Source organism: Pseudomonas sp. 14P5.3.2, assembly GCF_057799175.1.
On sequence record NZ_JBYOKU010000025.1, the window covers coordinates 1 to 14,333 of the forward strand.

Genomic DNA, 14,333 nt, shown 5'->3' on the forward strand with positions numbered 1-14,333 from the left:
CCCCCCCCCTCCCCCCCCCCCCTTCCCCCCCCCCCCCCTCCCCCCCCCCCTCCCCCCCCCCCCCCCACACCCCCGCTCCCACAGGTTTAGGGTCAAGCCAGGTTCGGCAACCACAACCTGAACCGCGCCCCACCCAACGGTGAACTTTCCACCGTCAACGTCCCGCCCTGCGCCTCCAGCGCCCGGCGGCTGATCGCCAGGCCCAGGCCAAAGCCACCGGTGGCCCGATCACGACTGCGATCAAGGCGATAGAACGGTTCGAAAATCCGTTCCCGCTCGTCATCCGGGATGCCAATGCCGTCATCGTCGACCCAGATCCCGCAGCCATCGGCGCTGACCTGCACGCCAATCTGAATGCGTTTTTCGCAATAGCGCATGGCATTGCGCAGCAGGTTCTGGATCGCCCGGGCGGTCAGGCGCGGATCCAGCGAAAAGCGTTCGAGCTGGCCATGCAGCAACACATCAATGACGATGTCTGGCGATTCCAGCTCTTCATCGACGCTGCCCAGAATGCTGTCGATGAACTCATCCAGCGACACCTCTACCTGTTCCGGTAATTGCGCCGGATTCTGCAGGCGGCTGTAAGACAGCAATTCCAGCACCAGCTCATCCAGTTCGCGTATGTGTGCGACCAGCCCTTGCAGGCGCTCGCGACTGGTCGCCGGCAAATCATCGGACAGCGCCAGGGCCAGACCGAAATCCAGCCGGGTCAGCGGCGTGCGCAATTCGTGGGAGACCGCATTGAGCAGGTCGCGCTGCTGATTGAGCAGATCCTCGATGTCGCCGGCCATGGTGTCGAACACGTTGGCCAGGCTGCCGATGTTGGAGCTGGCCGGGATCTGCGTGCGCTCGCTCAAGTGGCCCTTGCCGAAGCGTTCGGCAGCGCCCTTGAGCCGCTCCAGGTCGCGCCAGTGCGGGCGAATCCACAACAGCAGGCAGGCGAGCATGCTCGCGCCGATCAGCACGTTGATGCTCCAGTACAACAGGTTGACGTCCAGCGGATCCGGCGGCACCACCATTTGCACGGCGACGTCATCGTTCAGCGGCGTAACCGCCAAGGTGCGCCATCCCCAATCGCCAATGCGCACCACGTTTTCCCCAGCGCGCAGACGTGCCTGCTCGGGGGCGGTGAAATCGGCGTCGTCGATGCGCGCCAGGGCGATGTGCAACGGCAGGAAGTCCTTGTCCATCGACTGCGCCAGCGCTGGCCACTGGTCTTGCGGCACTGCGTGAAACTGCCGGGTGATCAGCGATTGCAGGCCTCGCGAGTAGTCGAGGTTGTAGGTGATGAAGCGCTCGCGGAACGCCATGATCACCAGGTCCGGCACCAGATAGATCGCCGCGCTGTAGGAGACGATCGTCACCAGATACAGGCGAAACAGGATTCTGAACATCAGCTCAGCATTCCCATTCGGAACGGCTGAACAGGTAACCCTTGCCCCACACGGTCTTGATCTTGCGCGCCTCGCCGGCGTGATCGTCGAACTTGCGCCGCAGCTTGGAAATCGCCACGTCCACCGAGCGATCAGTGCCGTTGAACTCGATGCCGCGCAGGCGTTGCAGGATTTGATCGCGGCTCAGCACTTCCCCGGCATGCCGGGCCAGTACCACCAGCAAATTGTATTCGCCGCTGGACAGCTCGACCGGCTGCTCGCGCCAGGTCACGGTGCGCTCGGACAGGTCGATGCACAGATTGCCCATGACGATCCGGTCATTGACCGTCATCGGCTCACCAAGGCTACTGCGCCGCAGCAAAGTACGCACCCGGGCCAGCAGAACCCGTGGCTCGCAGGGTTTGGTGACGTAGTCGTCGGCCCCCATTTCCAGGCCCAGCACCTGATCGTGACTGTCGTCGCGGGCGGTCAGCATCAGAATCGGCAGGGTTGCCGAATCGGCGCGCAGCAAGCGGCAGACCTGCAGGCCGTCGAGGCCCGGCAGCATCAGGTCGAGTATCACCAGGTCCGGCGGATTGATCCGCGCCCGTTCGCGCACATGGTCGCCACGGCCGATCACGCTGACGGAATAACCGTTGCGCTCCAGGTAGCTGGAAATCAGTTCGGCGAGGGCGGTGTCGTCTTCGACCAGGAGGATGTTGGGCATGGGGTGTTCCAAGGAAAGTGCAGTGGCGACTGTTCGGGCCTCATCGCGAGCAGGCTCACTCCTACAAGGTTCGTGTCTGGCACAGTTCCAATGTAGGAGTGAGCCTGCTCGCGATGGCGGTTTATCTGTCGCAATAAATTTCAAGGCGTAAAGGATATACGCCCTCACCCGTCCCTGAGTAAAACCCTTACACAATTTCACACAGCGCCTACAAAGCTTCACCGCTACCCTCGGCGTCTGGCCTTAGGATGCGGGCTTCAATATTGGGGGTAGTACATGTCGAACAATCTGCTGGCCGGGCTCGGCCTCATCGCCGTTGCGCTGTTGCTGGGCGCCTGTGATTCGTCTTCGAAGGCTGAAGAGGAAGCGCCGCCGGCCACCGTGCGGATCGAGACCATCGAGGCCCGCCCCCTGTCGATCAGCAGCGAACTGAGCGGGCGCATCGCTGCGCCACGAATTGCTGAAGTGCGTGCCCGGGTGGCCGGTGTGGTGCTGCAAGGCACCTTTCGCGAAGGCAGCGACGTGAAAAAGGGCGACGTGCTGTTCCGCATCGACCCGGCACCGTTCAAGGCTGACCTGGACAGCGCTGAAGCCGCGCTGCGCAAGGCCGAAGCCAATGCGTTCCAGGCCAAGCTGCAGGAGCAACGCTACGCGCAGTTGATCGACGACAAGGCCATCAGCGCTCAGGATTACGACAACGCCCGCGCCAATGCCCGGCAAACTGCCGCCGACGTGGCGGCCAATAAAGCAGCGGTAGAGCGTGCGAAGTTGAATCTGGGCTATGCCACCGTCACCGCGCCGATTTCCGGACGCGTCGGCCGTGCCCTGGTCACCGAAGGTGCGCTGGTCGGGCAGAACGAAACCACGCCACTGGCGCTGATTCAGCAGCTCAACCCGATCTATGCCGACCTTACCCAGTCGACCCGTGAACTGAATGAACTGCGTCGCGCGTTCCGTTCCGGGCAGTTGCAGGAAGTCGGTCAGGATCAGGTCAAGGCCACGCTGATTCAGGATGACGGCAGCCTCTATCCGTTACCGGGCAAACTGCTGTTCAGCGACATCAGCGTCGATCCGGGCACCGGCCAGATCATTCTGCGCAGCGAATTCCCCAACCCTGACCTCGACCTGCTGCCGGGCAGCTTCATCCGCGTTCGCCTGCAACAAGCGACCGTGCAGAATGGCATCACCGTGCCGCAGCGTGCGGTGCAGCGTGACAGCGCGGGTATCGCCCAGGTGCTGACCGTCGACGAGCAGATGCGCGTCTCCCAGCAGCCGGTGCAACTGGGCGCGGTGCAGAACGACCGCTGGATCGTCACCGGCGGCCTCAAGCCCGGCGACCGCATTGTCATCGAAGGCCTGCAACACGCCCGTCCCGGCGAAAAGGTGCAGATCGACGACACCCCTCTTCCACTTGCCCAGACCTCTGGTCAGTAAGCAGGACGTTTTCATATGCCGCAGTTTTTTATCGATCGCCCGGTGTTCGCCTGGGTCGTCGCCCTGTTCATCCTGTTGGCCGGTGCGCTGGCCATTCCGCAATTGCCGGTGGCGCAATACCCCGACGTCGCCCCGCCGCAGATCGAAATCTACGCCGTATACCCCGGCGCATCGGCACAGACCGTCGATGAAAGCGTAGTCAGCCTGATCGAGGAAGAGCTCAACGGCGCCGATCACCTGCTGTACTTCGAATCGCAAAGCAGCCTCGGCAGCGCGACGATCAAGGCCACCTTCCAGCCCGGCACCAACCCGGAACTGGCCCAGGTCGATGTACAGAACCGCCTCAAGGTGGTCGAGTCGCGCCTGCCGCAAGCGGTGAACCAGCAAGGCTTGCAGGTGGAGAAAGTCTCTGCCGGCTTCCTGTTGCTGATCACCCTGACGTCCAGCGACGGCAAGCTCGACGACGTGGCGCTCAGTGATTATCTGGCGCGCAACGTGATGAACGAGATCAAACGCATCGACGGCGTCGGCAAGGCGCAGTTGTATGGCGCCGAACGGGCGATGCGGATCTGGATCGACCCGCAGAAGCTGATCGGTTTCAATCTGACCCCGGCCGACGTCAATGCCGCCATCGTTGCGCAAAACGCACAGGTCTCGGCGGGCAGCATTGGTGACTTGCCCAATCCGTCCTCGCAGGAAATCACCGCGACGATTCTGGTCAAGGGGCAGTTGTCGACGCCGGAAGAGTTCGCCGACATCGTGCTCAAGGCCAATCCGGACGGCTCCACCGTGCGTATCAAGGATGTCGCACGGGTCGAAATCGGCAGCCAGGAATACCAGTTCGGTACGCGCCTGAACGGCAAACCGTCGACCGCCGTCGGCGTGCAGTTGGCGCCGGGGGCCAATGCCTTGGCGACCGCCACGTTGATCCGGGCGAAGATGGACGAGTTGTCGCGCTACTTCCCGGCGGGCGTGGAATACAAGATTCCGTATGACACCTCGCCGTTCGTCAAAGTCTCGATCACCAAAGTCGTCTACACCCTCGGCGAAGCGATGCTGCTGGTGTTTGCGGTGATGTTTCTGTTCCTGCAGAACATCCGCTACACGCTGATCCCGACGCTGGTGGTGCCGGTGGCCCTGATGGGCACCTTCGCCACCATGCTGGCGCTGGGTTTCTCGATCAACGTGCTGACCATGTTCGGCATGGTGCTGGCGATCGGCATTCTGGTAGACGACGCGATCGTTGTGGTGGAAAACGTCGAGCGGATCATGGCCAGCGAAAGCTTGTCGCCAAAAGAAGCCACGCGCAAGGCCATGAAGCAGATCACTGGGGCGATCATCGGCATCACCCTGGTGCTGGTGGCAGTGTTCATTCCGATGGCGTTCATGCAGGGTTCGGTGGGCGTGATTTACCGGCAGTTCTCGCTGTCGATGGCAACCTCGATCCTGTTCTCGGCGTTCCTTGCCCTGACCTTGACCCCGGCACTGTGCGCCACGCTGCTCAAGCCGATTGCCAAGGGCGAGCATCATGAGAAGTCGGGATTCTTCGGCTGGTTCAACCGCCGCTTCGAGCAACTGACCGATCGCTATCAAGGCTGGGTCGGCTACGCGCTGAAGCGCAGCGGGCGTTATCTGCTGATCTACGGCGTGCTGCTGATCGGCATGGGCGTGTGCTTTGTGCGCCTGCCCTCCTCGTTCCTGCCGGTTGAGGATCAGGGTTACACCATCACTGACATTCAACTGCCGCCGGGCGCGAGCAAGAACCGTACGGTGCAGGTGGTGGAGCAGATCGAAGCGCACAACGCCAGTGAACCGGGTGTGGGCGACAGCACGGTGATTCTCGGTTTCAGTTTCTCCGGCAGCGGGCAGAACGCGGCGTTGGCGTTCACCACCCTCAAGGACTGGTCTGAACGCGGCCATGATGATTCCGCCACCTCGATTGCCGATCGCGCCAACATCGCCCTGAGCCAGATCAAGGATGCGGTGGCGTTCGCGGTGTTGCCGCCGCCGGTGGATGGCCTCGGTACGTCGAGCGGCTTCGAATTCCGTCTGCAGGATCGCGGCGGCCTCGGTCACGCGACATTGATGCAGGCGCGCAGCGAACTGCTCGCCGCCGCGGAAAAAAGCCCGGTGCTGATGAACGTTCGCGAAAGCGCGCTGGCCGAAGCACCGCAGGTGCAACTGGAGGTGGACCGCAAGCAGGCCAACGCGCTGGGCGTGTCGTTCGCCGACATCGGCAACGCGCTGTCCACTGCCATCGGCTCTTCGTACGTCAACGACTTTCCCAACCAGGGCCGGATGCAACGGGTGGTGGTGCAGGCCGAAGGCGATCAGCGCAGTCAGGTCGATGATCTGCTGAAAATGCACGTGCGCAACAACGCCGGGCACATGGTGCCGCTGTCGGCGTTCGTCCAGGCGAAATGGACTCAAGGCCCGGCGCAGTTGACCCGTTACAACGGTTACCCGGCGATTGCGATTTCCGGCGAGCCATCGCCCGGACACAGCACCGGCGAGGCCATGGCGGAGATTGAACGGCTGGTCGCCCAAGGGCCGAAAGGCCTGGGTCAGGAGTGGACAGGTCTGTCGCTGCAGGAACGTTTGTCCGGCAGTCAGGCGCCGATCCTGCTCGGTCTGTCGCTGCTGATCGTGTTCCTGTGTCTGGCGGCGCTGTACGAGAGTTGGTCGATTCCGACCTCGGTCCTGCTGGTGGTGCCGCTGGGCGTGCTCGGCGCAGTGCTGGCGGTGACCTTGCGCGGGATGCCCAACGACGTGTTCTTCAAGGTCGGGCTGATTACCATCATCGGTCTTTCGGCAAAGAACGCGATCCTGATCATCGAGTTCGCCAAGAGTCTGTATGACGAAGGCCATGACCTGATCGATGCGACGTTGCAGGCAGCGCGCCTGCGTCTGCGGCCGATCATCATGACCTCGCTGGCATTCATTCTTGGCGTAGTGCCGCTGGCCATCGCCACCGGCGCCAGCTCGGCAAGCCAGCAGGCCATTGGCACCGGGGTGATCGGCGGGATGATCACCGCGACGCTGGCGGTGATCTTTGTGCCGTTGTTCTTCGTGGTGGTCATGAAGCTCGTACAACGCTTCAGCAAACACCACTGAACCCTGTGGGAGCGGGCTTGCTCGCGAAGGCGTCGTGTCAGTCAACATTCATCTGGCTGACACACCGCTTTCGCGAGCAAGCCCGCTCCCACAAGGTCATTTGAACAGTCAAGTCAGTGGTCATCCCGGACGTCGCTGGGCTAAGGTGTAAAGACATCCTGGCCCATCGAGTCTCCATGCGCTTCCTCGCCCGCACCCACCCTCGCCTGTCAGCCGCCGCTCTGGTTGGCCTTGCCACCGGTCTTCTGGTGCCTGCCGACTCCGTCGTCAGCAAAATCCTCATCGGCTGGAACGCCGGCGTCTGGACCTACCTGATCCTGATGTTCTGGCTGACCGTTCGCGCCAAAGCGCCAGACGTCAAACGCATCGCCGTCGTCGAGGACGAAAACGCCGGACTGGTGCTGTTCGTGGTGTGTATCGCGGCGTTGGCCAGCCTGGCCGCCATCACCCTGGAGCTGGCCGGCACCAAGGATCTGGATACCCATCACAAACTTCTGCATTACGCGTTCACCGCAGTCACCGTGGTAGGTTCGTGGCTGCTGATCGGTGTCATTTTCTGCGTGCACTACGCCCGTCTGTTTTACACCTGGGATGGCAAGGAACCGGCTCTGCGTTTCGCTGAAGGTCTGACCACGCCCAATTATTGGGACTTCCTGTATTTCTCCTTCACCATCGGCGTGGCCGTGCAAACCGCCGATGTCGGCGTCGGCACCCGAGACATGCGCAAAATCGTGTTGGCGCAATCGTTGATCGGATTCGTCTTCAACACCGCTATTCTGGGCTTTTCGATCAATATTGCTGCGGGCCTGTTTGGCTGACGATGGCGCGGATATTTCAATAACGCTGAGCGCCGCCCGTCGGCGCCAAGTTGAAGTACCACGCGCATTCACTTGACGGAGCGTCGGCTTCTGGTGTTTCCTGAAACCGGTTTCAGCGCCATCAAGGCGCCTGAAACGGATAAATCCAATAACAAGGTTTCAGACCGTGAATGACTTTTCCGCCGCCCAGCGCAGTCGCGTGACGATGCTTGATGTCGCTGAACACGCCGGTGTCTCCAAGGCCAGTGTCTCGCGCTTTATCGGCGATGACCGTGCGCTGCTCTCTGATGCCACTGCCCTGCGCATCGAACAAGCCATCGCCGAACTGGGCTACCGCCCGAACCAGATGGCCCGTGGTCTGAAACGCGGGCGCACGCGCCTGATCGGCATGCTGGTGGCCGATATCCGCAACCCCTATTCGATTGCCGTCATGCACGGGGTGGAAACCGCCTGCCGTGCGCATGGCTACAGCCTGGTGGTGTGCAACACCGACCGCGATGACGAGCAGGAACGCCAACACCTGGCGCTGTTGCGTTCGTACAACATCGAAGGGCTGATCGTGAACACCCTCGGCCATCACCGTGACGAACTGCACGAACTGCACCGGGAAATGCCGCTGGTGCTGGTGGACCGCAAGGTCGAAGGACTCGACAGCGACATGCTCGGACTGAACAACCCGCAGGCTGTCGAGATGGCGCTGACGCACCTCGAACAGCGCGGCTACCGCGATGTGTTGCTGGTGACCGAACCTTATGACGGCACCAGTTCGCGGATCGAGCGGGTCAGCAGTTTTCAGACGCAGATCGCCCAGCGCTCCGGGTTGACCGGGGCGGTGCTGGAAACCGGCGACGCACTCGCTACGCATCTGCAAGACTTCTTGAACTCGACGGCTACCGGCCCCAAAGCACTGTTCTGCGCCAACGGCGTGGCGGCGCTGGCCTGCACCCTGGCCTTACGCAAAGTCGGTTGCCGGTTGTTCGAAGATGTCGGGCTGATTGCCCTGGATGACCTGGATTGGTACCCGTTGGTCGGCAGCGGAATTACCGCCCTCGCCCAGCCGACAGCCGAGATTGGCGCGCGGGCGTTTGAGTGTTTGCTCAAGCGCTTGCGGGGGGATGTTGAGCCCACCCGCAGACTGGATTTTGCACCGGTGTTGGTTGAGCGCGGGTCTACCCGAGGGAATGGTGGTGTTTGAGCTGACGCCTTCGCTGGCAAGCCAGCTCCCACAGGTGTTTGTGGTGTTAATGCAATCCATCCAATACCCCCAGAACATTGTGGGAGCTGGCTTGCCAGCGATGAGGCCCGAAAGGCCATCACAGAACCACCTGATATTTTTTTGAACAAAAATGAAACCGGTTTCAGAGGTAGATAACAATGAATAAACCCGCCGTTTCCATCAGCCTTTCCAGCTACGGCGCCGAACTTGTGCGCCAACGCGGGCAGGACTTCTTCATCGACGTGCTGGCCGCCGCCGGTGCCGATCGCATCGAGTGGCGCGAAGAGCTGCTGACCCGCGAAGTGCCCGAGCAACTGCAAGCTGCCACTCAGGCGCTGGGCCTGCAAAGCATCTATTCCTCGCCGACCGAGCTGTGGCTCGCCGGTCAAGCGCGACCCAATCCCGAACTGATCAACGCCCTGCAACACGCCGAGGCGTTCGGCTCGAAATGGCTGAAAGTCTCGCTCGGTTACTTCACCGACAACTGTGATTTGCAGGTGCTGAAACAGCTGCTCGGCGCCAGCCCGGTGCAACTGCTGGTGGAAAACGACCAGACTTTGCAGGGCGGCCGCATCGAACCGTTCCAGCGTTTTTTCGCGGAGGTCGAGCAGCACAACTTGCCGATCAAGATGACTTTCGATATCGGCAACTGGCAGTGGCAGGACCAGTCCGCCACCAACGCCGCACGCCTGCTCGGACGTCATGTCGGCTATGTGCACTGCAAAGCCGTGGCCCGCCGTGCCGACGGCAAACTGGTGGCGGTGCCGCCCGCCGTCAGCGATCTGCATTTGTGGGAACAACTGTTGCGGCACATGGCCCAAGGCGTTATGCGCGCCGCCGAATACCCGTTGCAGGGCGATGACCTGGTGGCGTTGACCACCGAACACGTCGCCGCCCTCGCCCGCCTCGGCCAATCCCGTCTGGAGCCTGCCCATGTCTGACATCGATATTCTGTCGTTTGGCGAAACCATGGCGATGCTGGTCGCCGAACAAACCGGTGATCTGGCCGAAGTCGAACACTTTCACCGGCGCATTGCCGGCGCCGACAGCAACGTCGCAATTGGTCTGTCGCGCCTGGGTTTCAACGTAGCCTGGCTGAGCCGCGTTGGCGCCGATTCGCTGGGGCGCTTTGTGCTGGAAACGTTGGCCAGCGAAGGTCTGGATTGCAGTCATGTCGCGGTCGACAGCGCACATCCGACCGGTTTCCAGTTCAAGTCGCGCACCGACGATGGCAGCGACCCGCAGGTCGAGTATTACCGTCGCGGTTCGGCGGCCAGTCATCTGTCCGTGCAGTCGATCAACGAAACCCTGCTCAGCGCGCGTCATCTGCACGCCACCGGGATTCCACCGGCGCTGTCGGCCACTGCTCGGGAAATGTCTGTCGAGCTGATGACACGCATGCGCCATGCCGGGCGCAGCGTGTCGTTCGACCCCAATCTGCGCCCAAGCCTGTGGGCCAGTGAGCAAGAGATGATCCGCGAGATCAACCGCCTCGCCGCCCTCGCCCATTGGGTACTGCCGGGCTTGAGCGAAGGTCGGCTGCTGACCGGGTTCGAAGATCCGGCGGACATTGCGGCGTTTTATCTCGATCAGGGCGCTGAAGCCGTAGCGATCAAGCTCGGGCCGCAAGGTGCCTATTACCGCACGCAACTGGATCAGGGGTTTATCGCCGGGGTACCAGTGGCCAACGTGGTCGACACCGTGGGTGCGGGTGATGGTTTTGCGGTCGGCATGATCAGCGCCCTGCTGGAGCATCACAGTTTTGCCGAGGCCGTGCAGCGCGCGAACTGGATTGGCAGTCGGGCGGTGCAGAGTCGCGGGGATATGGAGGGGTTGCCGACCCGGTCTGAACTCATCGTTGAATTCGAAACCGCCTTCGCGAGCAAGCTCGCTCCCACATTTGAAATGCATTCCCCTGTGGGAGCGAGCTTGCTCGCGAAGAGGCCCGCTTGATCACCGCAAAAATTTGAACCTGCTGCGACAAAAACAACAAGCTCAGGAGCAACACCATGAAAACCGCAACCCTCGCCGCCCGCCGCTGGTGGTACATCATGCCCATCGTGTTCATCACCTACAGCCTGGCGTATCTGGATCGCGCCAATTACGGCTTTGCCGCCGCGTCCGGCATGGCCGCCGACCTGATGATCACCCCGGGTCTTTCTTCATTGCTCGGTGCGCTGTTCTTCCTCGGTTATTTTTTCTTCCAGGTGCCGGGGGCGATCTACGCGCAGAAGCACAGTGTGAAGAAGCTGATCTTCTTCAGCCTGATCTTCTGGGGCGGCCTCGCCACGTTGACCGGGGTGGTCTCCAACGCCTACTGGCTGATCGTGATCCGCTTCATGCTCGGCGTGGTCGAAGCCGCGGTCATGCCGGCGATGCTGGTCTACCTGTGCCACTGGTTCACGCGTGCCGAACGCTCGCGGGCCAACACCTTCCTGATCCTCGGCAATCCGGTGACCATGTTGTGGATGTCGGTGGTTTCCGGCTATCTGGTGCAACACTTCAGTTGGCGCTGGATGTTCATCATCGAAGGTTTGCCGGCGGTAATCTGGGCGTTTATCTGGTGGAAACTGGCCGATGATCGTCCCGCTCAGGCCAAGTGGCTGAGTGAGCAGGAAAAGCACGATCTGGAAAGCGCCCTCGCCGCCGAACAGGTCGGGATCAAAGCGGTGAAGAACTACGCCGAAGCGTTCCGTTCGCCGAAGGTGATCATTCTGGCGCTGCAGTTTTTCTGCTGGAGCATCGGCGTCTACGGCTTCGTGCTGTGGCTGCCGTCGATCCTCAAGGCTGGCGCGCAGATGGACATGATCGAGGCCGGCTGGCTGTCGGCGCTGCCGTATCTGGCAGCGGTGATCGGCATGCTCGCGGTGTCGTGGGGCTCGGACAAACTGCAAAAACGCAAACGCTTCGTCTGGCCGCCGCTGCTAATCGCCTCCATTGCGTTCTACGGCTCCTACGCTCTGGGCGCCGAGCATTTCTGGTGGTCGTACACGCTGCTGGTAATCGCCGGTGCTTGCATGTACGCGCCGTACGGGCCGTTCTTCGCCATCGTTCCGGAGATCCTGCCGGCCAACGTCGCCGGCGGTGCCATGGCGCTGATCAACAGCATGGGCGCGCTCGGCTCGTTCGGTGGCTCGTATCTGGTCGGTTACCTGAACAGCTCCACCGGTTCGCCCGGTGCCTCGTACCTGCTGATGAGCGGCGCGCTGCTGCTGTCTGTGGTGCTGACGATTTTTCTCAAGCCCGGCGCCAGTGACCGCGTCGTGGCCAAAGCCGTTGTCACGCGTCCCGTGCCGGCGCATTCCTGAAGAGATTTTTGTTCATGAAAAAACATGTCGTGCTGTACAAAAAACTGTCGCCAGCGCTGATGTCGCGTCTGCAGCAACAGTGTGAAGTGACGCTGATCGAAAGCCTCGACGCTGACGGCCTGATGAAACTGCGTGACGCCCTGCCCGGCGCCCACGGTTTGCTTGGCGCCAGCCTGAAACTCGACGCGGCGTTGCTCAACCTGGCGCCGCAACTGCAGGCGATTGCCAGCGTTTCGGTGGGCGTCGACAACTACGACATCGATTACCTGACGCGGCGCAAGATCCTCCTCAGCAACACCCCGGACGTGCTCACTGAAACCACCGCCGATACCGGTTTCGCGCTGATCCTCGCCACGGCCCGGCGCGTAGTCGAGCTGGCGAATATGGTGCGCAGCGGCCAGTGGCATCGCAACATCGGCCCGGCGCATTTCGGCACCGATGTGCACGGCAAGACCCTGGGCATCATCGGCATGGGGCGCATCGGCGAGGCGCTGGCGCAGCGTGGGCATTTCGGTTTTGGCATGCCGGTGCTTTACCACAGTCAGTCACGCAAACCGGCGGTCGAGTCGCGTTTTGCGGCGCAGTACCGCAGTCTTGAAGCGCTGCTGCAAGAGGCCGATTTCATCTGCCTGACCCTACCGCTGACCGCGCAAACCGAAGGCCTGATCGGCGCCGAGCAGTTTGCGCTGATGCGCCCGGAAAGCATCTTCATCAATATCTCTCGCGGCAAAGTGGTGGATGAGGCAGCGCTGATCGACGCGTTGCGCCATCAGCGGATTCGCGCGGCGGGGCTGGATGTGTTCGAGCGTGAACCGCTGAATCATGATTCGCCGTTGTTGCAGCTGAACAATGTGGTGGCGACCCCGCATATGGGTTCGGCGACGCATGAGACGCGCGAGGCGATGGCGAGCTGTGCGGTGGAGAATCTGTTGCAGGCTTTGGCTGGGGAGAAGCCTGTAAACCTGGTGAATCCGGCGGCTTGGCAGGGCTGAAAAATGTGCTGAATGGCAGATTGCATTCGCGAGCAAGCCCGCTCCCACAGGGTTCGGTGTGTACAGATAACATTATGTACACACCCATCCACTGTGGGAGCGAGCCTGCTCGCGAAGAGGCCAGTTCAGGCAACACAACACTGTCAGGCACTACGCGCCTGCAACAGCTGCGCCGCACACAACGCAATCCGCGCACAGGCATCGGCCAGTTTCACCCGGTCCAGCACCAGCCCGATGCGAATATGCCCCGCCGCACTCGGCCCGAACGCTTCGCCGGCCAACACCGACACCCCGTACCCTTCCAGCAACCGCTCGGCAAATGCCTGCGCGCCATACCCGGTCTGGCGCACATCGACCATCACGAACATCCCGCCATCCGGGCGGATCGGTTGCAACCCCGGGCAACCACGCAAGCGCTCGCACACCAGATCGCGGCGCAATCGATACTCGTCGCGCATCTGCGTCACCTCCGGCAGATCGCTTGCCAACGCGACCTCCGCTGCTTTCTGCACAAAATCCGGCAGACCGAAGAGCATGCTCAACGACAGGTTCACCAGATGCTCGGCCAGCACCTTCGGGCCGATCGACCAGCCAATGCGCCAACCGGTCATGGCATGGGATTTCGACAGACTGTTGATGGTCGCCGTGCGTTCGGCCATGCCCGGCAGGCTCGCCGGGCTGATGTGCTCGCCTTCGTAGAGCAGATCGCTGTAGACCTCGTCACTGATCAGCCACAGATCGTGGCGCACGCACAGCGCCGCCAGTTCTTGCCAGATCAGCAGCGACAAGCTCGCGCCGGAGGGATTGTTAGGACTGTTGAGCAACAGGGCACGGGTTTTCGGCGTGATTCGTGCCGCGACATCGGCGGGATCGACTCTAAAGCCGTTTTCCGGCCGTACAGGCACCGGCACCACCGTCGCACCGCAGGCGCCGAACACACCTTCATAAGTCACGTACATCGGCTCGGCGACGATCACCTCGTCCCCCGGGTCCAGCAGACACTGAGCCACCGAATACACCGCGCATTGCGCGCCGGGCAGCACGATCACGTGCTCGGCATCCACCACCTGACCGCTGCGCCGCTGGTGGCGCGCGGCAATCAGCTTGCGCAGCGCCAACCGGCCACGCACTTCGGAATAATGCGTATCGCCCGCCAGCAGACTATCGATGGCGCCGTGGATGATCGGCAGTGGCGTGTCGAAATCCGGATCGCCCACGCTCAGCAGCAGGATATCGACGCCCTCGGCGCGCAACTCCAGCGCTCGGTCGTGAATCTGCCAGGCCGCTGCTCCCTCCCCGGCGATTCGTTGGGTCAAGGCTGAATAGCGCATGCACGTCTCCTGATTGCGCG

11 protein-coding genes are annotated in these 14,333 nt (G+C 62.0%); 8 read left to right on the plus strand and 3 right to left on the minus strand.

The genetic code is table 11. From position 1 onward, the window contains the following. Positions 1–92 precede the first annotated feature (92 nt). Together AC27VU_RS19330 and AC27VU_RS19335 are read right to left on the minus strand one after the other, a co-directional pair. On the minus strand, positions 93–1,394 hold the full coding sequence (locus AC27VU_RS19330; RefSeq protein ID WP_488724690.1) for an ATP-binding protein: 1,302 nt from the start codon (positions 1,392–1,394) through the stop codon (positions 93–95). Between the two features lie 4 nt (positions 1,395–1,398). Continuing rightward, positions 1,399–2,100 (minus strand): response regulator, encoded by a 702-nt coding sequence (locus AC27VU_RS19335; RefSeq protein WP_003224662.1) that lies wholly within the window; start codon positions 2,098–2,100, stop codon positions 1,399–1,401. A 276-nt stretch (positions 2,101–2,376) separates the two neighbouring features. On the opposite strand from AC27VU_RS19335, the gene AC27VU_RS19340 reads away from it, so the two are divergent. The 8 genes from AC27VU_RS19340 (at position 2,377) to AC27VU_RS19375 (ending at position 12,982) form a co-directional block, all read left to right on the plus strand. Then, a complete protein-coding gene (locus tag AC27VU_RS19340) occupies positions 2,377–3,534 on the plus strand; it encodes an efflux RND transporter periplasmic adaptor subunit (protein ID WP_488724691.1) in 1,158 nt (385 codons plus the stop codon). Between the two features lie 15 nt (positions 3,535–3,549). Further along, complete coding sequence (locus AC27VU_RS19345; RefSeq protein WP_488724692.1) at positions 3,550–6,648, plus strand: multidrug efflux RND transporter permease subunit; 3,099 nt, start codon at positions 3,550–3,552, stop codon at positions 6,646–6,648. Positions 6,649–6,824: 176 nt separating this feature from the next. Continuing rightward, positions 6,825–7,466 carry a DUF1345 domain-containing protein gene (locus AC27VU_RS19350; RefSeq protein WP_003224657.1) on the plus strand — a complete coding sequence of 214 codons (642 nt, stop codon included), beginning with the start codon at positions 6,825–6,827 and terminating at the stop codon, positions 7,464–7,466. A 166-nt stretch (positions 7,467–7,632) separates the two neighbouring features. Continuing rightward, a complete protein-coding gene (locus AC27VU_RS19355) occupies positions 7,633–8,661 on the plus strand; it encodes a LacI family DNA-binding transcriptional regulator (RefSeq protein WP_488724693.1) in 1,029 nt (342 codons plus the stop codon). A 179-nt stretch (positions 8,662–8,840) separates the two neighbouring features. Then, on the plus strand, positions 8,841–9,623 hold the full coding sequence (locus AC27VU_RS19360; protein WP_488724694.1) for a sugar phosphate isomerase/epimerase family protein: 783 nt from the start codon (positions 8,841–8,843) through the stop codon (positions 9,621–9,623). Continuing rightward, on the plus strand, positions 9,616–10,635 hold the full coding sequence (locus AC27VU_RS19365) for a sugar kinase (protein ID WP_488724695.1): 1,020 nt from the start codon (positions 9,616–9,618) through the stop codon (positions 10,633–10,635). Before AC27VU_RS19360 ends, AC27VU_RS19365 begins: the two co-directional genes overlap by 8 nt. 56 nt (positions 10,636–10,691) lie before the next feature. Then, the gene (locus AC27VU_RS19370) at positions 10,692–11,990 is read left to right on the plus strand and encodes an MFS transporter (protein ID WP_103521730.1); all 1,299 of its coding nucleotides are present in this window, start codon (positions 10,692–10,694) and stop codon (positions 11,988–11,990) included. A 14-nt stretch (positions 11,991–12,004) separates the two neighbouring features. Continuing rightward, on the plus strand, positions 12,005–12,982 hold the full coding sequence (locus AC27VU_RS19375; RefSeq protein ID WP_488724696.1) for a 2-hydroxyacid dehydrogenase: 978 nt from the start codon (positions 12,005–12,007) through the stop codon (positions 12,980–12,982). 143 nt (positions 12,983–13,125) lie between these two features. On the opposite strand, the gene AC27VU_RS19380 is transcribed toward AC27VU_RS19375, so the two are convergent. After that, a complete protein-coding gene (locus AC27VU_RS19380) occupies positions 13,126–14,313 on the minus strand; it encodes a pyridoxal phosphate-dependent aminotransferase (RefSeq protein ID WP_488724697.1) in 1,188 nt (395 codons plus the stop codon). Positions 14,314–14,333 lie beyond the last annotated feature (20 nt).

What these genes read in the sequence shown, in the direction of transcription:
- AC27VU_RS19330 (WP_488724690.1), bottom strand. Translation starts at nt 1,394, where the DNA reads ATGTTCAGAATCCTGTTTCGCCTGTATCTGGTGACGATCGTCTCCTAC.
- AC27VU_RS19335 (WP_003224662.1), bottom strand. Translation starts at nt 2,100, where the DNA reads ATGCCCAACATCCTCCTGGTCGAAGACGACACCGCCCTCGCCGAACTG.
- AC27VU_RS19340 (WP_488724691.1), top strand. Translation starts at nt 2,377, where the DNA reads ATGTCGAACAATCTGCTGGCCGGGCTCGGCCTCATCGCCGTTGCGCTG.
- AC27VU_RS19345 (WP_488724692.1), top strand. Translation starts at nt 3,550, where the DNA reads ATGCCGCAGTTTTTTATCGATCGCCCGGTGTTCGCCTGGGTCGTCGCC.
- AC27VU_RS19350 (WP_003224657.1), top strand. Translation starts at nt 6,825, where the DNA reads ATGCGCTTCCTCGCCCGCACCCACCCTCGCCTGTCAGCCGCCGCTCTG.
- AC27VU_RS19360 (WP_488724694.1), top strand. Translation starts at nt 8,841, where the DNA reads ATGAATAAACCCGCCGTTTCCATCAGCCTTTCCAGCTACGGCGCCGAA.
- AC27VU_RS19365 (WP_488724695.1), top strand. Translation starts at nt 9,616, where the DNA reads ATGTCTGACATCGATATTCTGTCGTTTGGCGAAACCATGGCGATGCTG.
- AC27VU_RS19370 (WP_103521730.1), top strand. Translation starts at nt 10,692, where the DNA reads ATGAAAACCGCAACCCTCGCCGCCCGCCGCTGGTGGTACATCATGCCC.
- AC27VU_RS19375 (WP_488724696.1), top strand. Translation starts at nt 12,005, where the DNA reads ATGAAAAAACATGTCGTGCTGTACAAAAAACTGTCGCCAGCGCTGATG.
- AC27VU_RS19380 (WP_488724697.1), bottom strand. Translation starts at nt 14,313, where the DNA reads ATGCGCTATTCAGCCTTGACCCAACGAATCGCCGGGGAGGGAGCAGCG.